Raw genomic sequence first — 25,229 nt, 5'->3', positions numbered from 1 at the left:
TTTGTTTTCCTTTATTTGAAGTTAAAAAATTCATTCGTTCCGATCACCTCTGCAGGATTTCCAAATGCAATAGAACTATCTTTGAGACGTTTGAAAATAACGCTTCCAGCTGATATTTTGCAGTTACTCCCCACTTTTGCTTTTGGAAATAAGCTCACTCTAGGACCCAAATAATTACCATCTTGAAGTGATGAAAATCCAGCAAAACCAGAGTAAGAACCAATAATATTAAAATTCCCAATCACGCTATCATGACCTAATGCACAGGAGACATTGATAAGATTGCCATTGCCAATAATGGTATTATAAGCGATGGTGCTAAAAGGTGCGATCACATTGCATTCACCAATATTGTTTGTATGGGTGATAAAAGCTTTTGGAGAAATGAGATTATAAAATTTCAATCCCTTAGATTTAAAATGATGATAGAGTCTATATCTTGCAATAGGACTTCCAATAGCAATCACTAAATAATCATTTTCTTCAAAATCATAATCATCATAATGACCTAAAAAATACTTTTGCAATCCATAAGGAGCTAGATCATTACTAGTAGATAAAAATCCTTTAAAAAAGATATTCTTATCTATATTCATCACATCAAGCAAATATTGATAGCATTCGCTTCCAAATCCTCCAGCTCCTATAAAAATGATGTTTTTCATTAGGCGACTTTTGAGGAAAGATCAAACAATGTTTTGCTAGATCGAGTATTTTTAGGGTAGGTTGGGACAAAAAGAGAGGTTTTATCTATACCCCCCCCCCCATTGAATTTATTGAAGAGATTGTATATATCTTTTACATTTTTACAAGCACCAAGCTCATCTAAAGTAATGTTGATTTGATAATGCTTTTGAGCAAAAGAAACTAGGGCAACCATAGTAAGGCTATCCCATTCTTCATATTGATTGAGTATAGAATCTAAGGTCAAATCTTGCACATCAAGTAGATCTTGTATTTTTGTTAAAAGTTTTTCCATATCAGTCCTTTAGAGAAATAAGATTCATATAAGGAATTTTTTCCACATCCATAATGATTCCAGCTAATGTTAATCCAACTCCAAAACCTCCAAAACAGATTTTTAATCCTTCTTTAGAAAGTCTGTCATTTAGGTTGAAGCACATATTCAAAGGGATGGTGATTCCGCTCCCATTTCCAAAATTTTCTACGATATTATTAGGCATTTTTTCATGAGGGATTTTGAGTTTGTCTGCTAATTTTTCTAGCATAAATTTATTGGGTTGATGGAAAATAAAAAAATCAATATCTTTTTCTTCAAGTTTAGATTTTTCAAATAGTGATTCTATCATTATAGGAACATACTCTTGAACAAAGCTAAATACCGAAGCACCTTGCATTACTAGATTGTTTAAGCTTCTAATGTTGCCATCTTCATCTTCAAAATCTTTGGCAGTTTCATCTGTGCTAGGAAGCTTGAATCCACCTGCAGGAATAGAGATGGCTAAGGCATTTTCTCCAAAAGTCTTATTAAAACAAAAAATCTCATTTTTTATTTCACTTCTCTCTACAATAACAATGCTTCCGCCATCTCCTACAAGAGGATAACTATTGCGATCTTTTTTATTGACTTTGTGGCTTAAAACATCAGAGTTCGCGATAGCTACTTTGTTGATGCTAGGATTTTCTAACATAAAAAATGCTTGAAATAGCCCGTGTATAAACCCTGCACAGCCTTGATTGAGATCAAAACACAAAATATCTTTTTTGAGTCCGATTTGATCCTGGATAATGGTTGAGGTTTGAGGTACTAGATAATCAGGGGATTGTGTGATGTAAATCAACACATCTATATCTTCAGGCTCAACCACTTTATCTTCAAACAATCGCTTAAAACCTGCGATGATAAAATCTGAAGCGAGTTGATTATCAGCGGCAATTTTATGTTTATTATAGCCCATCAGTTCTTTGAGAATTTTTGATTTTCTTTCAGGGAAATTATAATTAGGCATTTCATCATCAAAGCAACTTTCATTTTCTGGCAAAATGGTGATGACTGAAGAAATTTTTTTCCCAAAAAAGTTAAAATTCATTTTTTGCTTTCCTCTACTAGCTTGGTAATATCATTGAGGGTATTGAAATATTCTGGAGATATCTTTCCTCCATCAATAGAAATACCAAATTCCTTATCAAGTGCAGAAACAATAGATACAATATCAAAAGAATCAAATATTCCATCGTTGATAAACTCTGTATCATCTTGTATTTCTATGTCAGGACGTAGCTCCTCAATGATTTGTTTGATTTTATTTTTAGACATTATAGTTCTCCTGTATTGGGTTAGTTCCGATCGTTTCTGCGGGATTGCCAAGTGCAATGGAATTATCTCTGAGTTTTTTAGATACTACAGAGTTAGCAGAGATGGTGCAGTTGTTTTGAACCAGTGTTTTGGGTGTCAATGTTGCCTTATGTGCGAGGAAGTTTAGATTACCGATACTTGCACCCCCTCCAAAAGAAACATATGAGCTTACAAAATTAAAATCTCCAATTCTGCAGTCATGCCCAATAAGAGAATAAGGACCTATAAGATTTGCATGACCGATGATGGTATTGATTCCTAGTGTGCTAAAAGGTGCGATCACATTGCATTCACCAATATTGTTTGTATGGGTGATAAAAGCTTTTGGAGAAATGAGATTATAAAATTTCAATCCCTTAGATTTAAAATGATGATAGAGTCTATATCTTGCAATAGGACTTCCAATAGCAATCACTAAATAATCATTTTCTTCAAAATCATAATCATCATAATGACCTAAAAAATACTTTTGCAATCCATAAGGAGCTAGATCATTACTAGTAGATAAAAATCCTTTAAAAAAGATATTCTTATCTATATTCATCACATCAAGCAAATATTGATAGCATTCGCTTCCAAATCCTCCAGCTCCTATAAAAATGATGTTTTTCATTAGGCGACTTTTGAGGAATATATCGAAAATAAATTAGGAGAATAAGAATGAAGATCAAAGCAAGAATCTAAGGTTTGTTTATCCCCCCCCCCCATTGAATTGTAAATTTTATTGCTAGAAGCTAGAAATTGTTCATGTAGATCCAAGATATTTTTGTTTCTTTTTGATATTCTTTTTGCAGGTATGCCAAAATATACTCCCCAAGCCTCCGTAGGACGCATAATCAAGCTAGAAGCCCCTACACTTACGCCTTCTGCAAGAGAGCCTCCTGGAAGTATAGTAGAGCCACAACCCAGCAGAGAAAACTTCTCTAGCCTGATAGGTTTAGTGGTGATTTTTCTATATTCTGCGGGAATGCAAGGTCCCACTAACGCATTTCCACTGAAGTCATCGCTAGATCCTAATATCTTGCATTGCACACTCATGGCTGAAAAATCATCAAGATATATTCCCTCTTCTTTTGCCATAAGAATACTTCCAGCACCGATATGGATATGACTTTTTATGTTGATATGCCCAGAGAGAATCACAAAATCATCAATGCGTACATTATTTCCAATAGATATGTTTTGGGCACCATAAATACTAGCTTTTTTACTTAAAAGAATATCTTCTCCTAGTGATTTAAAGCCTAGTTTTTGCAACTCTTGTGTCGTATAAAAACTATCCATTTCCAACCTGAATTTTAGTGTTTTGTATTTTTGTCGTAAGTATTTTAGCATAACATCATTCAAAAACCTATAGTCAAAGCTTTAGGCAAAAAACTTTTATGATTAGCTTTATTATGTTTATTTAAAATCTAAAAGGTTATAATCTCGCTTATCAATAGGAAATAAATTCCCCTAAGTAGAAAAATGAAAAAACAAAAAAAAAATTCAACTAGCGATTTATATAAACTTCGTTATCTCATAACAAGACGCGATAAGATTATTTTGTTATGGCTCTTTTTGGCCACAATTGTATTTTCTGTAGTGGAAACGTTGGGCATAAGCATCATCATGCCATTTATTACATTTGCAAGTAATCCTGATAGGATTTTAAATACTTCTATTTCATTCAAGTTTTATCAATGGATGCACTTTTCTAGCACTTTGAATTTTATGCTTTTTTTTAGTGGTGCATTGGTAGTTTTTTATATATTCAGGGCTTTTTATAGTATTTTTTATAATTACTCTCTTAATCGTTTTGCCTTTGGCAAGTCGCATTATTTTGCTTATCGATTATTTTGTAAATCAACCGAGCTTAGCTATTTTGATTTTACAAAAAAAAATACTGACAAAATACGCGTCTCTGTAGGAGAAGAAGCACAGAATGTCTCGCAATATATTCAGAATTTTTTGCAGATGTTTGCAGAGGTATTTACGATCGCTTTGATGTATGTTTTGCTTTTATTGGTTAGCTGGAAGATGACTTTGGTACTCACTGTTATTATGGCATTGCAGATATTATTTATCATCAAGACCGTTAGCAAAAAAATAAAAAAGCAAGGCGACAAACGTGCGATGATAGAAACTCAGTTTGGAAAAATTATCACCCAAACCTTCGGAAACTTCAAGTTTATCAAGCTCAAAGGAAATCAAAAAGAGATTTATGAAGTTTTTGAACGTACAAGTTCTCATCGAGCAAATATCTTTACAAAATTTCAAACCCTCAACTCCATTCCAAAAAGTTTTTTAGAGACCATTGGTTTTATCTTGCTTATTTCTTGCGTTGCTTATATTTTGGTGAGATACAACGATGTAAGTGCAGTTATTCCTATTATTTCTATGTATGCGCTTGCTCTTTATCGCATACTTCCTTCAGCAAATAAAATTTTAACCAACTACAATGCGATGAGTTTTTATAAAAAAGCTCTCAGTAATGTTTATGAAAACCTCACATATCAAACAGAACTAGAAGATAATAAACCTTGTGAATTTGAAAAAAGCATCGAGCTTAAAAATGTTAGTTTTGCTTATAATGATTCTAAACCTGTGATTGAAAATTTTAATCTCATCATCAACAAGGGCGATAAGGTCGCATTTTGTGGTCCCTCTGGAGCAGGTAAAAGCACCCTAGTAGATATTATTATCGGAATATACAAGCCAAAAAAAGGGGAAATATTTATCGATGGTTTTAAACTCGATAATCACAATCTTCCAGCTTGGCGTAAAAAAATAGGTTATATTCCACAAACGATATATCTTTTTGATGGAAATGTTGCCGAAAATGTAGCATTTGGAAGCGAAATGAACAAAGAAAAGCTTATTTCTGCTTGTAAAAAAGCCAATATTTGGGAGTTTTTAGAGCAACACAATGGACTTGAAACTATCGTAGGCGAGGGGGGAATACTCCTAAGTGGAGGGCAAAAGCAAAGAATTGGTATTGCTAGAGCCATATATGATGATCCTGAAATTTTAGTATTAGATGAGGCTACAAGCGCATTAGACACAGATACTGAAGAGAAGATCATGAATGAAATATATGATGTAGCAAAAAACAAGACACTCTTAGTTATTGCCCATAGGCTCAATACCATCAAACGTTGCAATAAAAAAATAGATATCTCTTTGAGTGCTTAAGCAGCCTCTTGTGATTATTTGTTCAAATAGCTATACAAAAAACATTGCTTTAGCTAGTATCACGATGATAAATCCCAGTGTGAGGGCTAGAGGATGAATGATATTTCTTAGAGGGCTTGGTTTTTTTAGAATAAAAGCATAGGTTAAAGATATCAGTATCATCATTATAATAACAAGAGCGAAGAATATTTTTATAACAAGGAGTTTTTGAAGATTTGTATCAAACCACCCTTGAGCACTATTGATATAATTACTCATCATCATGCCTCCTGTTAGTAAGAGTCCAAGCACACATAAAGGCATAATTTTACTACCTTTTTGAGAGATTGCTTTTGATGCTTTAAAATAGATTTCTTCTCCGAACATTTTTTTGACATTAGGAAATATTGCAATATCAAAAAATAAGTAACCCAAGAAGATGATGGCACAGGATAAATGAATGATCAGGATAAACGGGTAGATTGTTTGCATAGAATTCCTTTTTTGGTTATTTGGGAGTATATCTAAAACAACTCTATGGCAATATAAAATAATAAATAGATTTTGTGCTATCTGATAAATCAAATCCTTGCTTATAAAAGCAACTTTTCACTACACCTTATTACATTTTTCACAAGCACTTACTTGAGCGTCAAAATCCCCTAAAATCCCAATCAAAGTGCCTCCTCAAACCTAAGCAGCTTGTCTCTGTAATACTCATACTGCTTCTTCCTCATCTGTATCTCCGCAGGAATCCCCAAAGAAATATCATTCACAAGCTCATCAAACTTATCCAATATCCCCACAATCCTCTTCTGCTCCTCTAAAGGCGGGATGGGGATTTCTAATCGTTCGATTATTGTTCTTGATAGGCGTGGTATTCCAGCTCTCCAAACATTTGAACGAATAAAATTCTGTTTTGTCAATAAAAAATAATAAATATATTTGTTTTCTATACCTTTTAAATCTGAGAATATCAAGCAGTCGTCCGCTGCCCAAAAATCAATATTGCTATAACCTATCTCACCTGCCGATCCAGCACTTATTATGTATGTTGTGTTTGCCTGTGAATTATATTCATTGTAGTATCCCATTGGCGTAAGAGAATTTTGATAAACAGGATATATCCCTCCGTTAGTTAATTGTTTTTTTATAACTCTTTTCCCTCGTGAAATTTTAGCAATCTCGTTTAATGGGATTTTTTCAATATCATCATAAAGTTTAAAAAGTTTGTTCAAGTAGTATTTGTATTGTTTTTGTCTGAGTTGTAGCTCGGCTTCTAGTTCGCCCTCTAGTTCTGTGAAAGTATCTAGGATTTTCACGATTTCTTCTTGGATGGGTAGAGGCGGGATGGGGATTTTGATGGAAGCTACATGGGATCGAACTAATCCGGGTATTCCTGCTCCTTGTTTGGAATTTTGTATATCCCATTCTTGAGATTTGAGGGCAAAATATAAAAAACGATTTTTCAAGCCTTCATAAGTTGGTTTTATCACATAACAATGTGCTCCTGCCCAGAATTTCGTTGTCATAAAATTCACATATCCAGCAGAACCACCTTGTGCGATGGTGATGGTATTTTCATCTTCATTGTATTTATCTGTATATCCTGAAGGTTTTATGCCACCATTTATCACGGGATATTTACCATTTTTGATCATATTGTTTTTGTTCAATTGTACGCCTGTATAAAATTCACAAACTTCCCCAAGCGTTTTGAACTCTACTCTTTCTCTATCCCCCCCCCCCATTCTTTTGATCGCTTTCATCTATAACCTTTAGTTTTTTTGATTGAATTATACATAATGAGGTTTTCAAACAAAATAAAAGTTTCATTTGAGATTAGGAGGGATGATAGAGATGCGAACGGATTGTTAGAAGTTTATAGCGGGGTTTTATAGATTATAAAGTCTAGGAATTTATAAGAGTGATTTTAAGTGATGTGGTATATCCGAAGAATGTGGCTCCAGATGTAGGATTCGAACCTACGACCAAGCGGTTAACAGCCGCCTACTCTACCGCTGAGCTAATCTGGAATATAAAACTAAGGTCGTGATTATAAGCTATTTTATTATATAAGTCAAGCTTTTTACACTAAATCTTCATCTGAGATGCTTAAAGTCTAGTGATATTTTCTGATGATTTAGTTTCCAAAAATCCTTTTAGATCATATATCACGCTATTTTTATGCACAAGCAAGGGGAGGGAGATGTTTTTAAACTCTTGGTGAGCAACGCACAGAATAATGCCATCATATTTTGTTTCTTGAGCATTTTTAAACGTTTCAGGAAGATCAAAAATATCTATTTGATATGTTTTTTTAACCTCAGCTTTATCAGCTATTGGATCGCATATATGAACATCACAGCCAAAATCTAATAGTTCTTTTGCTACTTGAGGGACTTTTGAATTTCTAGTGTCTTTACAGTTTTCTTTAAAAGTGATGCCTAGTAATAATATCTTTGCATTTAGTATCTCTAGGTAATTTTTTGCTAATAATTTTATCATTTTTTGTGCGATGAATACAGGCATAGCATCATTTATTTGTCTTCCAGCAGATATGACTTTTGGATGATAACCCATTTTTGAAGCAATATGTGTGAGATAATACGGATCCACACCGATGCAGTGACCACCCACAAGACCGGGAGTGAATTTTAAAAAATTCCATTTACTACTAGCAGCTTGTAATACTTCATAAGTATCAATGCCAAGTTTGTCAAATATCATAGCAAGTTCATTTACAAAAGCAATATTAAGATCTCTTTGAGCATTTTCTATGGCCTTTGCTGCTTCAGCAACTTCTATAGAAGGTGCTAGATAGGTTCCTGCTGTTATGATAGAAGAATAGAGTGCATCAATTTCTTCAGCGATCTTTTTTGTGCTTCCCGAGGTGATTTTTTTGATGTTTGTGAGAGTGTTCTGCTTATCTCCAGGGTTGATTCGCTCAGGTGAATATCCCACAAAGAAGTCTTTGTTATAAATAAGATTGCTTGAAGTTTCCAAAACAGGGACACAATTTTGTTGAGTGCAGGTGGGATAGGTGGTGGATTCGTAAATGACGATATTTCCTTTTTTTAGTCCCTCTCCTACTATTTTTGAGGCCTGTAGAAGTGCTGATATATCTGGAGTTTTGTATTTATCCACGGGGGTTGGAACGGTAATGATATAAATATCTGCTTTTTGGATTTCATGATGCTTGTGAGTGAAGTATAGATGATTAGAGGCTTGAAAATCTGTATTTAAAACCTGATCGTTTTTATCTTTATGTTCTAAGAGTTCTTTTATTCTGTTTTTGTCTATATCAAATCCGATTGTTTGATAAAGTTTTCCAAATTCAATAGCAAGAGGAAGCCCCACATATCCTAGACCAATAATTGCGATTATTTTATCTGATTTCAATCTATAACTCCTGATATGTATTCAATCTCATTTTCAGACAGATAAGGATTCATAGGTAAGCTTAATATTTGTTTGCAAGTTTTTTCCGCGATAGGAAAATCACCTTCTTGATAACCCAGATAGGAAAAACAAGGTTGAAGATGGAGCGCAATAGGGTAATGAATAGCATAAGGAATATTATTTTGTTTTAGTTTTTTTTCTAGGGAGTTTCTATCGGCTGACAAAATGCTATATTGAGCATAAACGCTTTGAATATGATCGCCAATAATAGGAAGTTTTACAGACTTATTTTTTAGATATTTTTCATAGAGTTTGGCAACTTGATTTCTTTTACTGATTTTAATAGGGTAGTATTTGAGTTTTACCCTTAAAATAGCAGCTTGGATTGTGTCAAGTCTAGCTCCTAGTCCTATATAAGAATGCTCATAACGTTTTGTTTGTCCATGAATCCTGAGACTTTTGATTTTTGTAGCGATGTGTTCATCATTGCAAAACACCGCCCCGCCATCTCCATAGCATCCTAAGGGTTTGGCTGGAAAAAAGCTAGTTGTTGCTATAGGCGTGAGATTGCAACTTTTTTTCTCTTTGTAAGTTGCTCCAAAACTTTGTGCCCCATCTTCTATGACGATTAGATTGTGTTTTTGAGCTATTTTGTTAATGGAATCCATATCTGAAGGTTGCCCAAATAAGCTTACAGGAATAATTGCTTTTGTTTTGGGGGTAATAGCTGATGTGATAAGTGATGGGTTTATTTGATAAGTTAGGGGATCTATATCTACAAATACAGGCTTTGCCCCCAAAAATGCAATCATTTCAGCTGCAGCAATAAAGCTAAAAGGGCTCGTAATGACTTCATCATTAGTTCCAATTCCTATTGCGCTAAGTGCAAGTAAGAGTGCAGAAGTGCCACTTGAGCAAGTGATGACATGATTTGAACCTGTGAAGTTTTTCAATTCATCTTCAAGCAGCTCAACCTCATCTCCCATAATAAAATGAGATTTTTCTATAGTTTTTTGGATAGCTACATTGATTTCTGTAGCATATTCTTGGTGTGCTAAAGTAAGATTGGCAAAATCAATCTTCATTGTTCAAATACCTCATCATTTTTGAGGATATAATAGCTTCCATCATAGCTATCTTTGGCTATATTATTAGAATCAAAAATCATTTTTTTCCCTCCTTTATCTACCCAACCAATCTGCCTGGCAGGAACACCTACCATCAGAGCAAATGCTTTTACATCTTCTCTAATCAGCGAACCTGCACCCACAAAAGCATATTCACCAATCTTTATCCCGCACACAATGGTTGCATTCGCACCAATAGAACAACCTTTTTTTAGAATTGTTTTTTTAAATTCATTTTTGCGATTGATAAAGGCTCTAGGGTTATAAACATTTGTAAAGACAACCGAAGGTCCTAAAAATACATTTTCTTCACATTCAACACCCTCATAGATGCTGACATTATTTTGGACTTTGCATCCATTGCCTATTTTAACATTTGGACCAACAACGCAATTTTGACCAAAAGAGCAGTTTTTTCCAATATCACAACCACTCAAAATATGACAAAAATGCCATATTTTAGTTCCTTGTGCGATTTTTACATTTTCATCTATAAAACTTGAATGATGTATAAAAAGATTCATTTGAAGACTTTTTGACATAATGGATGATAATCTCCTATCATTCCTATAGGGGTGATATTTCTAATGTCATGGACAATCTCTATACAAGATATTGCATCTTCTAATGTAAAACCTTTGCCGTTTAGAATTTGCTCATAGCTTAATGTATGCAAATCGGTAAAACCATCAGTGAATTCAACTTCTTCATCATTAACAAGCACTGAACGGTAAGTTCTTTTGTCTTCTTTTGGTAGATGATCTTTGTTAATAGATAAAAACCATCTTACACGAGCATTTTTGAGTTCCAAATATCCTCCCATACAATCAGGTTTTGAGATATGGACAATGTTTTTTTTAACATCTCCAAATACATAAGAAAGCATATCAAAGAAATGCACTCCAATATTAGTAGCAATCCCCCCGCTTTTGCTCACATCTCCTTTCCAGGATACAAAATACCATTTTCCTCTGCTTGTAATATAAGTAAGAGTGACATCATAGATTTTATTTGGATCTTGTTCAAGTTCTCTTTGAACTTTTTCTTTTAGAGCGATAATACTAGGATGCAAACGAAGTTGAAGAATATTATATATCTTTTTTCCACTTTCTTTTTGAATCTCTTTGAGTCCATCGATGTTCCATGTATTTAAAACCAGTGGTTTTTCGCAGATAGCATTTACTCCACTTCTAAGGGCAAAGCGTATATGGCTATCATGTAGGTAGTTTGGAGAACAGATACAGATATAATCAAGCCCTTCATTTTTTCGTCTGAGTTTGTCGATATGACGATCGAAACGTTCAAATTCGGTAAAAAAATCGGTTTGTGGAAAATAACTATCTAAAATCCCAACAGAATCTCTGGGATCTAATGCACATATCAAAGTATTGCCCGTATCTTTGATGGCTTTGAGATGGCGAGGTGCGATATAACCACCAACGCCTATGATTCCAAATTTCATATTCACTCCAAAATAGTTTTTGCTATCAATTCTGTTGCACATCCATCACCAAATAGATTTTTAGGAAAAGACCTAGCAAACAAGTCAGATATATTACCAAAACAGCTAATAATCTTTTCTTTATCTGCACCTACTAAGATGTTGCAATTATTTTTTGTGAGTTCCACCCATTCACTTTCTTCTCGGAGTACAAAGCATGGCTTAGAAAAAAAATAAGCTTCTTTTTGTAATCCTCCACTATCTGTAAAAACAGCTTGAGTGTTTTGGAGTAACCAAATCATCTCAAGATAACCTAATGGATCTATGAATGAAATATTTGAAGTGTTTATTTTTTGATGTTTGAGTATTTTTGCTACTCGTGGATGAAGAGGAAGAATGACTTGAACTTCTCTGCCAATATATTCAAGAGCATCAAAAATAGATTTTAATTTTTCTATATCATTTGTATTTTCAGCTCTATGAATTGTAGCTAAGACAAAATTATTTGATAGAGGAATATTTGGTTTTTTTGCATATTTTGAATATTGTTTGATGGAGTCAAGCATCACATCTCCACTGATATGAATTTTGCAAGGAAAGTTTAAAAATCCTTCTTTTTTCAGATTTTCATACGCATTTTGAGTAGGACAAAAAAGTAAGCTTGATATTCTGTCTGTTAAGATGCGGTTAATTTCTTCAGGCATTTGTATGTTGAAACTACGTAGTCCAGCTTCAATATGGATAATTGGAATATGTAATTTAGCAGCACTGAGTGCTCCTGCTAGAGTTGAGTTTGTATCCCCATAAACTAGCACTCTATCAGGCTTTATTTTTAAAATAATTTTTTCGATACCTTCCATCATTTCACCAGTCATTTTTGCATGTGTTTTACCCCCACTTTTGAGAAAAAATGTTGGTTTGGGAATATCAAGATCAGAAAAAAAAACCTGACTCATTTTAAAATCATAATGTTGCCCGGTATGGAGGATAATTTCCTGAATTTCAGGGTATTTTTTGAATGCCTTACTTTGGGAGGAAGCTTTGATAAATTGAGGTCTAGCCCCTAGTATTGTCAATATTTTCATAGGGGGATTATACAATGTTTAGTTTATATTTGTATAGACAGCTTGTACGTCATCATCATCTTCAATTTTATCTAAGAGTTTTTCAATTTCACTTAGTTGTTCAACGCTAAGATTGATCGGAGTATTTGCAATCCGCTTTAAAGAGGCTTTTTTGATGGGGATTTTTAGAGATTCTAAACCATCATTTAATTTGCCAAAATCTGTATAATCGCCATAAATAACGAGAATTTCACCTTCTTGGGTTTGAATGCTTTCAAGCTCTTGTAATCCGTAGTCAATAAGATTTAACTCTAAGCTCTCTGTTTGTATTGCCAAATCATCAATATCTTTTTTGTCGATTTCAAACACACTTTTTCTTGAAAACATAAATTCCAAAGAACCATTGGTAAGCATGGAAGATCCAGGAGTTTTGTTAAAGTAACTTTTGATATTAGCAACCGTTCGAGTGGTGTTGTCTGTTGTACATTCAATAAATATTAATACCCCATAACTCGCCTTGCCTTCATAGGTTACTTCAGAAAAAACACCATCTTTGCCACTTGCTCTTTTTATGGCTGCGTCAATGTTGTCTTTTGGCATATTTTGAGCTTTGGCATTAGCAATAGCCGTTCTTAGTTTCGCGTTCATTTCTGGATCGCTTCCACCTTCTTTTGCCGCTACAGTTATCGTTTTGGCAAGTTTAGGGAAAACCTTACTCATTTTATCCCATCGCTTTTCTTTTGCCGCACGACGATATTCAAATGCTCTTCCCATATATGCTCCTATTTTTTGCTTAATTATATCAAATTCAAAAGTATATCTTTGCGATATTATCTAGCTTATGCCAAAAAAATTTAGTTAAAGATAGGTCTTTTTGTTATAATTAGTATTAAAAAGAATCTAAGGAAACATATATGAAGTTGTTTAGAGGAGTTTTGTTTGTTCTGATTTTTGGTGTTTCTAGTGGTTATGCAAGTGATAGTTTAAAATTATTATTGGGGGCTGATACTAGGGGGACGGACAGCATCTATGACTCCAAATATGGAGATGTTGCGAGTGTAAAACGTTATGGCTATGAGGGATATATCGGAGGTAAGATAGGGATAGAATATTTTTTTACAAAAAAAAATGCAATTTTGGGATTTCTTGGAATGGGGTATGCAAATATCAAGTTATTAAACAAGTCTGATTCTTTTGATCTTTATTCAGGGGTAGGCACACAGGTAGGATTAGAGTATTTGTTCAATTACTATAGCAGCGAGAAGTTTGATTTTGGTCTTGTGGCAGGGGTTAGTTATTTTAATGGTTATTATGAAAGAACTAGTGAATATATTATCTCTAATGAAATATTTGGAATCTTAGGTGTAAATACCACTATTAACTCTAGACATCGCATAGAATTGAGTGCTGGTATTCCGATTTATTCAATGGGTAGATATAGTAATGATGTCTATAAAAATGTCCCCGTAAATAGACGTTTTAAGAATATCTATTACGGAATCTCTTATATGTATTTTTTTAATCTTTAGTTTTTGCTTAGATAATTTGCAATTTCTTTGGCATGGTAGGAAATGATAATATCTGCACCCGCACGTTTGAATGCAATCATCGTTTCTACCATTGTTTTTTCATAATCAATCACACCTGCTTTTTGAGCAGCTTTTAATATAGCATACTCCCCGCTTACATTATAAATAGCTAAAGGCAAAAGAGTTCTCTCTCTTACATCTCTAATGATATCCAAATAAGCCAAGGCTGGTTTTACCATCAAAATATCTGCTCCTTCGGCTTCATCATTAAGACTTTCAAGAATAGCCTCTCTTCTATTTGCAGGATCTTCTTGATAACTTTTTCTGTCCCCAAAGCTTGGAGCAGACTGAGCTACATCTCTAAATGGTCCATAATACGCACTTGCAAATTTTGTAGAATAGCTCATAATGGGGATATGCGAAAATCCTGTTTTATCAAGGCTTGTACGTATATGAATCACCATTCCATCCATCATTGTGCTTGGTGCAATAATATCAGCCCCGCTATTGCATAGAACTATGGCTTGTTGCCCTAAAATTTCTAAAGTTGCGTCATTATCGACACTTTTAAGATGTGGATCAATAATACCACAATGTCCGTGGTCGGTGTATTCACAAAAACACAAATCAGCTGTAACTATCATCTGTGGATATTTTGATTTAACAGCACGGATTGTTTTTGCTACAATCCCTTGATCGCTCAAAGCTTCACTTCCGCAAGAATCTTTATGAGAGGGGATTCCAAATAAAAGAATATGATGGATACCTAATTTTTGCAATTCCTCACATTCTTTGAGAATATTATCACAGCTCATTTGATATACATCTGGCATAGAAGATATTTCATTTTTTATTCCCTCACCTTCAACCACAAAAAGAGGATAAATAAAATCCCTAATATCCAATCGAGTTTCCCTTACTAGATCTCTTAATCCTTCTTTTAATCGCAATCGTCTCAATCTTCTAAACATTTTATCTCCTTTAGTATTCTATGCCTACAGCCTTTAGTCTATCGCGTAAATATCTCATTTGAATATTTTTGTCAAAGCACCATTTTGGGGCTAGAAGTGTATCATCGTGAGCACCTGCGCTAATTCTTTGAACAACGACATCTGTAGGAATAATTTGCAATGATTGCACAATCAAATCAGCGTATTCTTCAAGTTCGATAGGGGTATATTTGCCTGATTGGTATATTTTTGCTAAATGGGTGTCCTCTACAACATATAATGGATGGATTTTGATGCCATCAATTCCCCAATCTAAAATTGTACGCAAGGAATGTAACATCATATCAGGAGTTTCATTTGGAAGTCCATAGATAAGATGAGCACAAAGTTTAATACCGCGATTTCTTGTTTTGGCAAAGAGTTCTTTCATTCCATCTGTGAGATGCCCTCTATTGGTTGCTTTTAGTGTTTCGTCATAGACTGATTGAATCCCATATTCAAGCCATATTTCTTTGCCATTTTTGACATATCCTTCAAGAAGATCAAGCACTTCATCTTCTACGCAATCCACTCTTGTTCCGATACTCATACCCACTACATTAGGAAAAGAGAGGGCTTTTTCATAGAGTTGTTTTAAGGTATCAAAAGGTGCATATGTATTTGTATAAGATTGAAAATAAACTAGATATTTTCTAATCTCAAACTTGTCTTTGTGGAACTCTGAATGCCACTTGAATTGTTCTGTTAGCTGATCAAGTTGATGTTTTAAGAGCGGGTTGGTTGTCATTTTGAAATTCATCATAACAGATGGCTTCTCAGAAGAGAGTTTTGCAATAGAAGGAGAAAAACTTTCATTTCTACAATATATGCAACCGCCCTTTGCCACGCTTCCATCAATATTTGGACAAGTAAATCCTTCTAGTGAAATCGGGATTTTTCTGACCCTTTGCCCAAACCTTGATTTGAAATATCTTCCGATAGTGAGTATTTTTTTCAATCTTTTCTCCCTGTGAGTTCTTCAATGTAATGACCATCAAAACAGGCCTGACAAAATCGTTTATTTTCTTCTGAATTTATACTTTTTTTCAATCCTTCAAGGGAGAGGAAAAATAAAGAATCTGCACCGATAAAATCCCTCACTTCTTCAAGACTATGATTTGCACAAATAAGATCTGACTTATCTGGTGTATCCACGCCATAAAAACATGGAGAAATGGTCGGTGGAGAGCTAATAAAAAGATGTATTTTTTTTGCCCCAGCTTGTTTGAGGATTTTTATGATCTGTTTGCTTGTAGTACCTCTGACAATCGAATCATCAATTACAATAATATCTTTTCCGCTTATAAGCTCTGCAATAGGATTGAGTTTTAGTTTTACTTTGAGTTCTCGCATTGATTGAGTAGGCTCAATAAATGTTCTACCAACATAATGATTTCTGATAATTCCAAGCTCAAAGGGAATACCGCTTTCTCTGGAGTAGCCAAGTGCAGCTGCAACACCACTATCTGGAACAGGGATTACCATATCAGCTTGAATTTTATGTTCTTTTGCAAGTTCAACCCCCATTTGTTTGCGGATTTCATAGACATTTTTTCCAAATACTTTACTATCAGGTCTGGCAAAATAAACATATTCAAAGATGCAAGGATTTGGAGTAGGGGGAAAAATTTGCATAGATTGAGGAACAACATCATTGTTTGTGTAAGCACCTTCAAAAACTAACATTTCGCCAGGCAATACATCTCGAATGTAGTCAGCCCCTATAAGATCAAAGGCACAACTTTCGCTTGCTACGATATAGCCTGTGCTACCATCGGGATTTTTTATCTTACCTAAACTCAAAGGTCTCAGTCCATATTGATCTCGAACAACAAACATTTTAGTACGTGACAAAAATACCAACGCATAAGCACCTCGTATTTTTGTGAGTGCATCTTTGATTCTATCAACAAGATGATTTCGGTGACTTTTGGCAATGAGATGAATGAGATTTTCTGTATCAAGATGACTTTGAAAGATTGCCCCTTCTTGAATGAGGGATTCTCGGATTTCTTTCGCATTTGTGAAATTACCATTGTGTGCAAGAGCTATTTCCCCTAGTCCATATTTTGCAAAAATAGGTTGGCTATCGTTGATAGAATCTTCTCCAGCTGTGGAGTAGCGATTATGACCAATACTAGATTTACCCTGAAGTTTTTCAAGGATTGTTTTGTTGAAAACCTTTGTAACAAGCCCGTTATTTTTATAGGTAGATATTTTTTGTCCATTTGAGGCACTAATACCGCTAGCTTCTTGCCCTCTGTGTTGCATAGAAAAAAGAGAATAATAGCTTAATACAGAAGCATTATGGGCATTATAGATACCGACAACAGCACATTCTTCGTTCCATTCTTTCATCAAAATCCCTTGAGTGTCTGTTCAATATTATTCCATAATGTTGATAATAAAATCATAATTTGTTATATTTTTGTGTTTTTTGGAATGACGCAATAATTCTCGACAATACATCCATTAATAATAAAATAGTTTGTATCATCTTTATATTCATAGGATAAATTGAAGCCTTGTGCATCTAAGGTATTTTTAATAATATACATTCCTAGTCCAAATCCGTGAGAATTTTTTGAAAAATCTTTAAAATATGGCTTGAAATATTCTTTAAAATCCATTTTTAAAGGCTCACCTTTATTGGCAATAATAAGATTATATTTATCTGTGCTTACGGTTACTTTTCCATCAGAACCATATTTGATTGCGTTGTCTAAAAGATTTTTTACAGACATGGCAAAGAGGTCAAAATCTGCTTTGATGAGGTCATTTGGAGATAATAAAACAATAGGATCTATGCTGATCTTATCAATAAGTAACATTTTTTTAGTATGTTCTATAAGTTCATCTACTAAAAATTCTCTTTTGTTTAGATTGTAGCTTTTTGAGGAGAGTTGTTCGATTTTTGCAAACTGGTTTATAAGTGTATTTAGACGACCAAATGCGGAAGTAAGCCGTTCTTTTTGTAAAGGGTTTTCTACCATTTCGGCAATAATTCTGCCTTTTGTGATAGGGGTTTTGAGTTCATGCATAATAGATCTCAAAAAAAGTGTTCGAGACTCATTGAGTGCTACAATTTTTTTGATAGCGTTATCAAATTCATTGGCAAGTTCGCCTATTTCATCTTGTTGTTCTGTTTTGCAGTTAATATTCAGTTTTCCATTCGAAAAATAACGAATTTGTCGGCGTAAACTCTTTAATGGTAATAGGCTTTTGATGACCAATATAAATAAAAATATGAGCAACATTCCAGCAAAAGCAATAAGATAGTAGCTATGATAAGATACTTTAAAAGTATCCTTGTATAAGATGGCTTGACTATGAGTTTCTAAAAGAATGAAGACTTCATTGTTGAGTTTAATGGTTTTTGCAAATACCCCGTTGAAGTTTGTGGGAAGCTTGTTGTAATTAAGAAGAGCCTTTTTGATATCAGGTTCAGAAGTTACCTCAAATCCAAGATCTTTTAGATAACGTTCTATTAATTCAATACTTCCATTATTTGCCATAATCTGATTAATAGTGGTAGTGAATTGGTTGTATTTGATTTGAGATATTCTTTCCTCGCGATCTACCTGTGATTTTACAAAATAAAATGAAAATGCAAAAAAACTAAATAAGGCAAAAAGAAATAAGATAGTGATTTTGAAAAATATTGAACTTTTTATCATTTTAAGATTCTAATTTATAGCCTACGCCCCGAACTGAAATGATATATTTAGGTTTCTTTGGATCTTCTTCTATTTTTGCTCTTAAGCGACCAATAATTACATCGATGCTTTTGTTGGAGCTTTCAGGGTTGATAGATTCAGATTCTATCGCAATAGCTTCACGGGAAAACACATGACCTTTTTTACTGATAAGCAAGGTAAGGATTTCATATTCTGCTCTAGTGAGTTCTAATTTTTTTTCTTTGAAATAAACTTCTCTACTATCTTTATCTATTCTGAAGGTTGAATCCTTATTTTTCTGATCATCCTTTGTGCCTTTTTTATTGTATCGTCTCAAAAGGGACTGGATTCTTGCTAGAAGTTCCTTGGGATCGTAGGGTTTGGGAATATAATCATCAGCACCATACTCAAGAGCCTTGACCTTATCATCAAGATCACTTCTAGCTGAAGATATGATAATAGGTATATTTTTTTGTTTCGCCACTCTTTTGCATACTTCAAGCCCATCAAGATTGGGTAAAGTTAAATCTAAGAGCAGTAAATCATAATGCTGCGTAGCTACCGCACTCATTCCAGTGTATGGTTCATCGTAATTGGTTACATTTATATCGTATTGTTTGAGATATTCGCTCAAGATTTCTGCAAGCTCTATATCATCTTCTATCATTAGTATTTCTAGCATACTTTAACCTCTGAAGGAATATTTATTATGCTCATATGATACTTAAAATTAATAAATAAACTTATATATAGAGGTCAAAAAGCAAGGATTATATCTAGGAGAATCTATAGATAAAGCCGACCATCATCGGGAGGGGGGTAATGAAATGGTGGCTTTATCTAGTTTTTTAAAATAATTAAACCAGCAGAGAGTTGGGAGGGGGGGGGGGACTCCCTGCTAGCTAAAGACAACTCTAATGTCATCTACCTTCATTTTTGATAGGCAGTATCATTCTAGTTTAGTTTAGTAAATAATTTTCTAATCAAATTCCAAGTTTTTGATCAAGTATGGAAAGTTGATATTGTAAATAATTAATAACCAAGTCAAGTTTGACTTTCAAATCTTCATCTTGAGCTGATTGTAGACCTTCAAACAAAACCAGTGCCTTTTCACGCAAAGCATAGAGTATGCTTGATTCTTCCTGATATGTAGAAGTGGTATTTTTAGGTTCATCGATTTGAAGTTCTTGGTTTTTGGGACTTTCTTCTATTTCTGTAAGGGTTTGAAGAATCATATCTTTTAATTCCATTGCATTAGCCACCTTTCAAATGTTTTTAATTCTTCGTGAGTGGAGGTTTTTATAAAAAAATCTTTAGCCTTTATATTTACCCCCTCAAAGGTTTTAGATGTATTTTTGAGTCGCTTGTAAGCATCTTGAGCTTCTTTGTTGTCGGGATCTTTTTTGAGAATATCTTTATATATTTCTAAAGCTTCATTTTTAAACCCTTGAAGCTCGTATATACTTGCAAGTGTAATCGTCCTAAAACTCATCATTGTTCCTTTTTCACATATTCTGCGATTAGAGATCCCATCTTGGATGTACTGCAAATTTCCTTAGCGCCAAAAGAGGCAATATCTTTAGTACGATAACCATCTTTAAGAACTTTTGAGATCGCTTTTTGGATTTTATTAGCAGAAGTTGTTTCTTTAAGAGTATTTTTTAACATCATAGAAGCACTCAAAATGGCAGCTATTGGATTGGCTATTCCAAGACCGGCTATATCAGGAGCAGATCCGTGAATAGGTTCATATAAAGCCGCTTTTTCTCCTACGCTTGCAGAAGGCAAAAGACCGATAGAACCTGTAAGCATACTTGCTTCATCACTTAAAATATCACCAAACAAATTACTTGTTAAAATGACATCAAATTGTTTTGGATTTAAAATCAGCTGCATACTTGCATTATCTACATATTGATGAGTAAGTTCAACATCTGGATATTCTTTTGCAATCTCGCTAACAACTTCTCTCCAAAGTGTGCTGACATCTAAAACATTTGCCTTATCAACAGAGCATAATTTTTTTCTCCGACTTCTGGCTAATTCAAACCCAACTTTTGCAATCCGACTTATTTCATCTATTGTATAAACCATCGTATTGTAAGCCTTATTTCCTTCTCTTCCTTTGGGTTCTCCAAAATAGATTCCTCCTATGAGTTCACGTACAACGACTAAATCCACTCCTCTTATAACCTCGCTTTTGAGAGTACTTGCATCTATAAGTTCATCAAAAACAATCGCAGGTCGTATGTTTGCGAAAACTTCAAGATTTTTGCGTAGTTTTAACAGACCACTTTCAGGTCGTAGTTCTCTAGGTAGGTTGTCCCATTTATTTCCGCCAATAGCTCCAAATAAAACTGCATCAGCTTTTAGACATCCATTTATTGTTTCTTCTGGTAGAGGGTTTTGATACTTATCATAAGCACATCCACCCATCAAATATTCCTCAAATTGGAATGAAAAATCTTGGTTGATACTCAATGCTTCAAGAACTTTTTGTGCCTCATTGATGACTTCAGGACCTATTCCATCACCTTTGATTAGGGCTATTTTATAATCTTTCAAATTTGCTCCTTGAGTTGTTTTTGGGCATATGGCATTAGTCCTCCTGCATTCAGCAACTCAAGCATAAAAGGAGGTATTTTTGCATAGTTGTAATATTCTTTTTTGGTGTGATTAGTGATTTTATTAGAGAGTAAATCAACTTCTAGTTCATCTCCTTCGGAGATTCTGTCAATATCGTTCTGAGAAAGCTCTAAGATTAAAAGCCCCGTATTAAAAGCGTTGCGATAAAATATTCTTGCAAAAGAAGAAGATAAAACCGCTGCAATCCCAGCCTCTTTTAATGCTAAAGGAGCATGTTCTCTGCTACTTCCGCAACCAAAATTTTCATCAGCAACAATAAAATCTCCTCTAGAAATCATGTTATAAAAATCTCCCCTAGAGTCTTCCATAATGTGTTTTGCGAGTTGTTTCCCATCGCTTGTATTGAGGTATCTTGCAGCAATGATGATGTCTGTATCAATATTTTTTCCAAATTTCCAAACTTTCCCGAAATTTTTTTGCTTATTTTCCATTTTATATCTCCAGTAGCTTTAGTTCATTTTTATTCATTTTAGCAAGTTTGATTTAAAAATCACTTGATTTTTGTTTTGCATCAATGAAAACTTGACTATAAGAGATTGAAACCCCTATAAATAAATTTGTTCCAACCTCTTTGAAATACCTTCCTTTTAGCATATAGAAACTTACAAAAGGGGCTACTGAAAAATTTTTATAAACTTTTGTGTCTAATTTTACATTAAATTCTAGTTCGTATTCTGGATTATGTGATGGGGGGTAGTTGTTTAAGAGATAGCTACGAAAATTAAATTGATAAGTAAGGGTAACATTATCCTCGATCTTATGCTCTATATTTAGACCCGTTTCAAGCCCCATACTCTCTACGGGTATTTTGTATGTAAAATCCTCTTCCCCAAACATATTTAGGTGAAGATTTTTGATATATTTTCCATCAAATACTTTAAAACCTGTATTGAAACGTAAAATCTTTCTTCTATCGAGTCCTGCTTGAGGGGTGAATTCTGTTTGGTATCCTAATTGGACATAAGGACCAACTTCAAATCCCCCTAAGATTCTATCAATTTTCCAAATTCTTTGCGTATAGTCAGTACCTATCAGTATCCTATCTAGGGTTTTATTGTCGATTTTGGCAGAATTTTGAGGATAGATGATATTTCGACCATATTCAGCAATAAGGGAGTTGAAGATTACGAAATTTTTTGCATAGTAGTTGGCCTGAAAATTTCCAAACGCCTGTCCGACGATTTGAGAATCACCCTTGATACGATTGTTTGAGAAATCTTTATAAATATCTTGATTTTTTAATGATGCTGAAGTAAAGTTCAAAGATATTTTTTTCAATTCTAAATTCCATCCATTTTTAGTTGCATCAATATCTAAAACAGGAGGAGTATCTTTGGTATCTTTTGCAAAAATTTGCACACATAATCCAAAACACAAAAAAATACATTTAAGAAAGTGGAATGATTTTTTAGGCATATTATTTAAGAGCCTTTGATTTTCTGTATCCACTCAAAGAGAGTTTTTTCAAACCCTTTTTGGGTGTGTTTAACAAACTCTAGTGGTTTTTGTAAATATTTTTGTTGTACCCAACCCCCATAAGCATGAGGATAGAGATAGTCTTTGGATTTGGGAAGGATATTTTTAGGGATGGGTAAAATTTCTCCATCATCAATGGCTTTCATAGCCTCATTGATTGCATTGTATGCTGTGTTTGATTTAGGAGAACAAGCTAAATAAATCACGCATTCAGAAAGAATGATTCTAGCTTCTGGATACCCTATCTTTGAAACTGCTAACATTGTAGATGTGGCGATATTAAGTGCATTAGGATTTGCATTGCCAATATCTTCGCTAGATAAAATCACCAGTCTTCTTGCTATGAATTCAGGATTTTCTCCTGCACAAATAAGTCTAGCAAGATAATAAATCGCTGCGTTTTCATCGCTTCCGCGAATGGATTTTATCAATGCACTGATAAGATTGTAGTGAGTATCATCTTCGCTGCTGCCATCTTTTAGACTGGTGGAACGGAGTATTTTTAGGGCTGCTAAATCTATCTCTTCTAATTCCATTGCAACATCTAGTAGATTTAACATTGCTCTTGCGTCCCCAGAGCTAGATTCTATCAAATAATCTTTTGCCTCTTGAGTGATGTGGCAAGGATAGGATTGAAACACTTTTTCAAGAATACTAGAGAGTTGAATTTTATTTAATGGAGAAAATTCAAATAACAAAGATCGTGATCTTATTGCGTTTGTGAGTGTGTAGTATGGATTTTCTGTACTTGCTCCGATGATGATGGCTTCTTGATTTTCCATAACAGGAAGCAAAAATTCTTGCTGTGCTTTGTTGAGACGATGAACTTCATCAATGAAAACGATAGGTTTTGTGAGTGTATTTTTGTATTGCTTGAGCATAGATCTGAGTTCTTCAAGCTTAAAATTTGTCGCATTGAGCTGTAAAAAAGGTTTGTCTAATTTACCAGCGATCAGTCTTGCTAAGGTTGTTTTTCCAGTTCCAGGAACGCCATAAAAAAATGAATGAGGAAAATTTCCTGACAAAAGAGCTTGCTTTAAAGCAGACTTGTGTCCAAGAATATGCTCTTGACCAACAAATTCTTCTAAGGTTTTAGGACGAAAAAGATTAGCCAAATTTTTCATCTAGATAAGCTTATTTTTTGAACAATATCAATTCATAAGAGCTTTGTTTTACACTTACTCTTGTGTTTGAAGTTTGGGTCTTTTTTTGTAAATTATCTCGCAGTTCTTCGTTGATGTTATCTAGTTCATCTAGTTTTTCTTTGAGTCGTAAAATAATATCAACTCCTGCGAGATTTACCCCCATATCGCGAGTGAGTCTCAAGATGGTTTTTATTTTATCTATATCTCTTTGAGAATAAAGTCGCATTTTTCCATCAGTGCGACCAGGTTCTATTAATCCTTCTTTCTCATATTGCCTTAGTGTTTGTGGGTGAATTTCTAAAATTTTAGCAACTACACTAATAAGATACACAGGTTCATCATAGCTATACATTTTTTATCCTTTAGTTTGGTAATTGGTCTTCAAGAGCTTTTTTGAGATCATCAGAAAGAGAATCTGTATGTGGTAAAACTATATTTGCTTTTAAGAACAAATCTCCCATATGACCAGTTTTTCTATTTTTTACTCCAAGTTCTTTGATACGAAATTTTTGTAAATTTTTTGTGTTTGCAGGGATTTTTAAATTTACTTCTTTATAAAGTGTTGGTATGAGAACTTTTCCTCCAAAAAGAGCAGTTTTCAATGGCAAATCAAATGTCTTGGTAAGATCATCATTTTCTCTAGTGTATTGCGGATCCTCGCTTATGGTGATTTTGAGCAACAAATCGCCTCTCGCACTTCTTCCTGCCTTTCCTTTTCCTTTTATCCGAATCGTCTCGTTGTTTGCTATTCCTGCTGGGATTTTAATATCAAAACTATCATTTTGCATATTGATATGTTGTTTGCCTCCAAGAACAGCTGTAGAAAAAGGAATTGTAAGACTTGCTTGAACGTCTAAATCAGGTTCAAAGCCAAATCCTACACCAAAGCCAAAGCTATTTGCACCTGCTCCAAAACCCCCGGAGTTTCCAAATATTTGAGAAAGAATATCATCTAAGTTGAGTCCACCGCTTCCTTGATTTCGGGCAAAATCACTGAAATTTTGCCCTCCAAACATGTTGTCTCCAAATTGATCATATTGTGCTCGTTTTTTCTCATCACTTAAAATTTCATAAGCTGCATTAATTTCCTTGAATTTTTCTTCTGCTTCTTTTTCTTTATTGATATCAGGATGGTATTTTCTAGCTAGTTTTCTATAAGATTTCTTAATTTCATCAGCACTTGCATTTTCGCTGACTCCAAGTGTTTCATAAAGACTTTTGCTCATCCATTTCTCCTAATCATTTTTTGTGTTTTTATGATTT

29 protein-coding genes and 1 tRNA gene are annotated in these 25,229 nt (G+C 34.1%); 2 read left to right on the top strand and 28 right to left on the bottom strand.

Translation table 11 applies throughout. The features are described 5' to 3' along the window. Positions 1 to 11 precede the first annotated feature (11 nt). The 6 genes from Q5I06_RS02720 to Q5I06_RS02695 are packed head-to-tail and all read right to left on the bottom strand — an operon-like array spanning position 12 to position 3,601. Positions 12 to 665 carry an acetyltransferase gene (locus Q5I06_RS02720; RefSeq protein WP_305517776.1) on the bottom strand — a complete coding sequence of 218 codons (654 nt, stop codon included), beginning with the start codon at positions 663 to 665 and terminating at the stop codon, positions 12 to 14. Then, the gene (locus Q5I06_RS02715; RefSeq protein WP_305517777.1) at positions 665 to 979 is read right to left on the bottom strand and encodes an acyl carrier protein; all 315 of its coding nucleotides are present in this window, start codon (positions 977 to 979) and stop codon (positions 665 to 667) included. Before Q5I06_RS02715 ends, Q5I06_RS02720 begins: the two co-directional genes overlap by 1 nt. Position 980: 1 nt before the next feature. Then, complete coding sequence (locus tag Q5I06_RS02710; RefSeq protein WP_305517778.1) at positions 981 to 2,051, bottom strand: ketoacyl-ACP synthase III; 1,071 nt, start codon at positions 2,049 to 2,051, stop codon at positions 981 to 983. Beyond that, positions 2,048 to 2,278, bottom strand: a complete 231-nt coding sequence (locus Q5I06_RS02705; RefSeq protein ID WP_305517779.1) for an acyl carrier protein — start codon at positions 2,276 to 2,278, stop codon at positions 2,048 to 2,050. The genes Q5I06_RS02710 and Q5I06_RS02705 overlap by 4 nt, the downstream gene beginning before the upstream one ends. Continuing rightward, positions 2,271 to 2,930, bottom strand: coding sequence for an LbetaH domain-containing protein (locus Q5I06_RS02700; protein WP_305517780.1), 660 nt, complete (start codon positions 2,928 to 2,930; stop codon positions 2,271 to 2,273). Before Q5I06_RS02700 ends, Q5I06_RS02705 begins: the two co-directional genes overlap by 8 nt. Then, positions 2,930 to 3,601, bottom strand: coding sequence for an acyltransferase (locus Q5I06_RS02695; protein WP_305517781.1), 672 nt, complete (start codon positions 3,599 to 3,601; stop codon positions 2,930 to 2,932). The genes Q5I06_RS02700 and Q5I06_RS02695 overlap by 1 nt, the downstream gene beginning before the upstream one ends. A 183-nt stretch (positions 3,602 to 3,784) precedes the next feature. Between Q5I06_RS02695 and Q5I06_RS02690 the strand changes: the two genes are divergently transcribed. Continuing rightward, a complete protein-coding gene (locus Q5I06_RS02690; RefSeq protein ID WP_305517782.1) occupies positions 3,785 to 5,491 on the top strand; it encodes an ABC transporter ATP-binding protein/permease in 1,707 nt (568 codons plus the stop codon). A 30-nt stretch (positions 5,492 to 5,521) separates the two neighbouring features. Here the strand turns inward: Q5I06_RS02690 and Q5I06_RS02685 are convergent, their stop codons facing one another. The 9 genes from Q5I06_RS02685 to Q5I06_RS02645 form a co-directional block, all read right to left on the bottom strand. Continuing rightward, positions 5,522 to 5,962, bottom strand: coding sequence for a copper resistance protein CopD (locus Q5I06_RS02685; protein ID WP_305517783.1), 441 nt, complete (start codon positions 5,960 to 5,962; stop codon positions 5,522 to 5,524). 182 nt (positions 5,963 to 6,144) lie between these two features. After that, positions 6,145 to 7,239, bottom strand: a complete 1,095-nt coding sequence (locus tag Q5I06_RS02680; protein WP_305520904.1) for a restriction endonuclease subunit S — start codon at positions 7,237 to 7,239, stop codon at positions 6,145 to 6,147. A 192-nt stretch (positions 7,240 to 7,431) separates the two neighbouring features. Further along, positions 7,432 to 7,506: transfer RNA gene (locus Q5I06_RS02675), tRNA-Asn, on the bottom strand. 79 nt (positions 7,507 to 7,585) lie between these two features. Then, positions 7,586 to 8,872, bottom strand: coding sequence for a nucleotide sugar dehydrogenase (locus tag Q5I06_RS02670; RefSeq protein WP_305517645.1), 1,287 nt, complete (start codon positions 8,870 to 8,872; stop codon positions 7,586 to 7,588). Then, the gene (locus Q5I06_RS02665) at positions 8,869 to 9,957 is read right to left on the bottom strand and encodes a DegT/DnrJ/EryC1/StrS family aminotransferase (RefSeq protein WP_305517644.1); all 1,089 of its coding nucleotides are present in this window, start codon (positions 9,955 to 9,957) and stop codon (positions 8,869 to 8,871) included. The genes Q5I06_RS02670 and Q5I06_RS02665 overlap by 4 nt, the downstream gene beginning before the upstream one ends. Continuing rightward, entirely contained in the window at positions 9,954 to 10,523 is a 570-nt protein-coding gene (locus Q5I06_RS02660) for an acyltransferase (protein WP_305517643.1), read from the bottom strand. The genes Q5I06_RS02665 and Q5I06_RS02660 overlap by 4 nt, the downstream gene beginning before the upstream one ends. Further along, positions 10,520 to 11,503 carry a Gfo/Idh/MocA family protein gene (locus Q5I06_RS02655; protein ID WP_305517642.1) on the bottom strand — a complete coding sequence of 328 codons (984 nt, stop codon included), beginning with the start codon at positions 11,501 to 11,503 and terminating at the stop codon, positions 10,520 to 10,522. The genes Q5I06_RS02660 and Q5I06_RS02655 overlap by 4 nt, the downstream gene beginning before the upstream one ends. Beyond that, a complete protein-coding gene (wecB, locus tag Q5I06_RS02650) occupies positions 11,464 to 12,525 on the bottom strand; it encodes a non-hydrolyzing UDP-N-acetylglucosamine 2-epimerase (RefSeq protein ID WP_305517641.1) in 1,062 nt (353 codons plus the stop codon). The genes Q5I06_RS02655 and wecB overlap by 40 nt, the downstream gene beginning before the upstream one ends. Before the next feature lie 18 nt (positions 12,526 to 12,543). Next, entirely contained in the window at positions 12,544 to 13,278 is a 735-nt protein-coding gene (locus tag Q5I06_RS02645; RefSeq protein WP_305517640.1) for a YebC/PmpR family DNA-binding transcriptional regulator, read from the bottom strand. Positions 13,279 to 13,418: 140 nt separating this feature from the next. Here Q5I06_RS02645 and Q5I06_RS02640 point away from each other — a divergent pair, with 140 nt between their 5' ends. Continuing rightward, positions 13,419 to 14,033: a hypothetical protein gene (locus Q5I06_RS02640; protein ID WP_305517639.1), complete on the top strand. Its 615-nt coding sequence runs from the start codon at positions 13,419 to 13,421 to the stop codon at positions 14,031 to 14,033. Here Q5I06_RS02640 and hemB read toward each other — a convergent pair. The 13 genes from hemB to Q5I06_RS02575 form a co-directional block, all read right to left on the bottom strand. Further along, positions 14,030 to 15,004: a porphobilinogen synthase gene (gene hemB / locus Q5I06_RS02635; protein ID WP_305517638.1), complete on the bottom strand. Its 975-nt coding sequence runs from the start codon at positions 15,002 to 15,004 to the stop codon at positions 14,030 to 14,032. The two genes, Q5I06_RS02640 and hemB, sit on opposite strands and share 4 nt — an antisense overlap. Before the next feature lie 10 nt (positions 15,005 to 15,014). Then, positions 15,015 to 15,980, bottom strand: coding sequence for a tRNA modification radical SAM protein MnmL/YtqA (mnmL, locus tag Q5I06_RS02630; protein ID WP_305517637.1), 966 nt, complete (start codon positions 15,978 to 15,980; stop codon positions 15,015 to 15,017). After that, positions 15,977 to 17,380 carry an amidophosphoribosyltransferase gene (gene purF, locus Q5I06_RS02625; protein WP_305517636.1) on the bottom strand — a complete coding sequence of 468 codons (1,404 nt, stop codon included), beginning with the start codon at positions 17,378 to 17,380 and terminating at the stop codon, positions 15,977 to 15,979. Before purF ends, mnmL begins: the two co-directional genes overlap by 4 nt. 62 nt (positions 17,381 to 17,442) lie before the next feature. Next, a complete protein-coding gene (locus Q5I06_RS02620) occupies positions 17,443 to 18,699 on the bottom strand; it encodes an ArsS family sensor histidine kinase (RefSeq protein ID WP_305517635.1) in 1,257 nt (418 codons plus the stop codon). A 1-nt stretch (position 18,700) separates the two neighbouring features. Continuing rightward, positions 18,701 to 19,381 (bottom strand): acid response regulator transcription factor ArsR, encoded by a 681-nt coding sequence (gene arsR / locus Q5I06_RS02615; protein ID WP_305517634.1) that lies wholly within the window; start codon positions 19,379 to 19,381, stop codon positions 18,701 to 18,703. 301 nt (positions 19,382 to 19,682) lie between these two features. Beyond that, on the bottom strand, positions 19,683 to 19,949 hold the full coding sequence (locus tag Q5I06_RS02610) for a CiaD-like domain-containing protein (protein ID WP_305517633.1): 267 nt from the start codon (positions 19,947 to 19,949) through the stop codon (positions 19,683 to 19,685). After that, complete coding sequence (locus Q5I06_RS02605; protein WP_305517632.1) at positions 19,940 to 20,191, bottom strand: tetratricopeptide repeat protein; 252 nt, start codon at positions 20,189 to 20,191, stop codon at positions 19,940 to 19,942. Before Q5I06_RS02605 ends, Q5I06_RS02610 begins: the two co-directional genes overlap by 10 nt. After that, positions 20,191 to 21,264, bottom strand: a complete 1,074-nt coding sequence (gene leuB, locus Q5I06_RS02600; RefSeq protein WP_305517631.1) for a 3-isopropylmalate dehydrogenase — start codon at positions 21,262 to 21,264, stop codon at positions 20,191 to 20,193. Before leuB ends, Q5I06_RS02605 begins: the two co-directional genes overlap by 1 nt. Next, on the bottom strand, positions 21,261 to 21,776 hold the full coding sequence (locus Q5I06_RS02595; RefSeq protein ID WP_305517630.1) for a 3-isopropylmalate dehydratase small subunit: 516 nt from the start codon (positions 21,774 to 21,776) through the stop codon (positions 21,261 to 21,263). Before Q5I06_RS02595 ends, leuB begins: the two co-directional genes overlap by 4 nt. A gap of 52 nt (positions 21,777 to 21,828) precedes the next feature. Beyond that, positions 21,829 to 22,704 (bottom strand): hypothetical protein, encoded by an 876-nt coding sequence (locus Q5I06_RS02590; protein WP_305517629.1) that lies wholly within the window; start codon positions 22,702 to 22,704, stop codon positions 21,829 to 21,831. A 62-nt stretch (positions 22,705 to 22,766) separates the two neighbouring features. Next, complete coding sequence (locus Q5I06_RS02585; RefSeq protein WP_305517628.1) at positions 22,767 to 23,945, bottom strand: replication-associated recombination protein A; 1,179 nt, start codon at positions 23,943 to 23,945, stop codon at positions 22,767 to 22,769. 10 nt (positions 23,946 to 23,955) lie between these two features. Continuing rightward, a complete protein-coding gene (locus tag Q5I06_RS02580) occupies positions 23,956 to 24,318 on the bottom strand; it encodes a heat shock protein transcriptional repressor HspR (protein ID WP_305517627.1) in 363 nt (120 codons plus the stop codon). A 10-nt stretch (positions 24,319 to 24,328) separates the two neighbouring features. Then, a complete protein-coding gene (locus tag Q5I06_RS02575; RefSeq protein WP_305517626.1) occupies positions 24,329 to 25,192 on the bottom strand; it encodes a DnaJ C-terminal domain-containing protein in 864 nt (287 codons plus the stop codon). Between the last annotated feature and the right edge of the window lie 37 nt (positions 25,193 to 25,229).

It is taken from the genome of Helicobacter cappadocius (assembly GCF_030688855.1).
Lineage (GTDB): Bacteria > Campylobacterota > Campylobacteria > Campylobacterales > Helicobacteraceae > Helicobacter_J > Helicobacter_J cappadocius.
The sequence above is the reverse complement of the archived record's forward strand: the minus strand, read 5'-3'. Positions and strand labels throughout refer to the sequence as shown.

Bases quoted from the DNA above. Each gene is read 5' to 3' on its own strand.
- Q5I06_RS02720 (WP_305517776.1), bottom strand. From the start codon at position 665: ATGAAAAACATCATTTTTATAGGAGCTGGAGGATTTGGAAGCGAATGC.
- Q5I06_RS02715 (WP_305517777.1), bottom strand. From the start codon at position 979: ATGGAAAAACTTTTAACAAAAATACAAGATCTACTTGATGTGCAAGAT.
- Q5I06_RS02710 (WP_305517778.1), bottom strand. From the start codon at position 2,051: ATGAATTTTAACTTTTTTGGGAAAAAAATTTCTTCAGTCATCACCATT.
- Q5I06_RS02705 (WP_305517779.1), bottom strand. From the start codon at position 2,278: ATGTCTAAAAATAAAATCAAACAAATCATTGAGGAGCTACGTCCTGAC.
- Q5I06_RS02700 (WP_305517780.1), bottom strand. From the start codon at position 2,930: ATGAAAAACATCATTTTTATAGGAGCTGGAGGATTTGGAAGCGAATGC.
- Q5I06_RS02695 (WP_305517781.1), bottom strand. From the start codon at position 3,601: ATGGATAGTTTTTATACGACACAAGAGTTGCAAAAACTAGGCTTTAAA.
- Q5I06_RS02690 (WP_305517782.1), top strand. From the start codon at position 3,785: ATGAAAAAACAAAAAAAAAATTCAACTAGCGATTTATATAAACTTCGT.
- Q5I06_RS02685 (WP_305517783.1), bottom strand. From the start codon at position 5,962: ATGCAAACAATCTACCCGTTTATCCTGATCATTCATTTATCCTGTGCC.
- Q5I06_RS02680 (WP_305520904.1), bottom strand. From the start codon at position 7,239: ATGAAAGCGATCAAAAGAATGGGGGGGGGGGATAGAGAAAGAGTAGAG.
- Q5I06_RS02665 (WP_305517644.1), bottom strand. From the start codon at position 9,957: ATGAAGATTGATTTTGCCAATCTTACTTTAGCACACCAAGAATATGCT.
- Q5I06_RS02660 (WP_305517643.1), bottom strand. From the start codon at position 10,523: ATGAATCTTTTTATACATCATTCAAGTTTTATAGATGAAAATGTAAAA.
- Q5I06_RS02655 (WP_305517642.1), bottom strand. From the start codon at position 11,503: ATGTGCAACAGAATTGATAGCAAAAACTATTTTGGAGTGAATATGAAA.
- wecB (WP_305517641.1), bottom strand. From the start codon at position 12,525: ATGAAAATATTGACAATACTAGGGGCTAGACCTCAATTTATCAAAGCT.
- Q5I06_RS02645 (WP_305517640.1), bottom strand. From the start codon at position 13,278: ATGGGAAGAGCATTTGAATATCGTCGTGCGGCAAAAGAAAAGCGATGG.
- Q5I06_RS02640 (WP_305517639.1), top strand. From the start codon at position 13,419: ATGAAGTTGTTTAGAGGAGTTTTGTTTGTTCTGATTTTTGGTGTTTCT.
- hemB (WP_305517638.1), bottom strand. From the start codon at position 15,004: ATGTTTAGAAGATTGAGACGATTGCGATTAAAAGAAGGATTAAGAGAT.
- purF (WP_305517636.1), bottom strand. From the start codon at position 17,380: ATGAAAGAATGGAACGAAGAATGTGCTGTTGTCGGTATCTATAATGCC.
- Q5I06_RS02620 (WP_305517635.1), bottom strand. From the start codon at position 18,699: ATGATAAAAAGTTCAATATTTTTCAAAATCACTATCTTATTTCTTTTT.
- arsR (WP_305517634.1), bottom strand. From the start codon at position 19,381: ATGCTAGAAATACTAATGATAGAAGATGATATAGAGCTTGCAGAAATC.
- Q5I06_RS02610 (WP_305517633.1), bottom strand. From the start codon at position 19,949: ATGGAATTAAAAGATATGATTCTTCAAACCCTTACAGAAATAGAAGAA.
- Q5I06_RS02605 (WP_305517632.1), bottom strand. From the start codon at position 20,191: ATGAGTTTTAGGACGATTACACTTGCAAGTATATACGAGCTTCAAGGG.
- Q5I06_RS02595 (WP_305517630.1), bottom strand. From the start codon at position 21,776: ATGGAAAATAAGCAAAAAAATTTCGGGAAAGTTTGGAAATTTGGAAAA.
- Q5I06_RS02585 (WP_305517628.1), bottom strand. From the start codon at position 23,945: ATGAAAAATTTGGCTAATCTTTTTCGTCCTAAAACCTTAGAAGAATTT.
- Q5I06_RS02580 (WP_305517627.1), bottom strand. From the start codon at position 24,318: ATGTATAGCTATGATGAACCTGTGTATCTTATTAGTGTAGTTGCTAAA.
- Q5I06_RS02575 (WP_305517626.1), bottom strand. From the start codon at position 25,192: ATGAGCAAAAGTCTTTATGAAACACTTGGAGTCAGCGAAAATGCAAGT.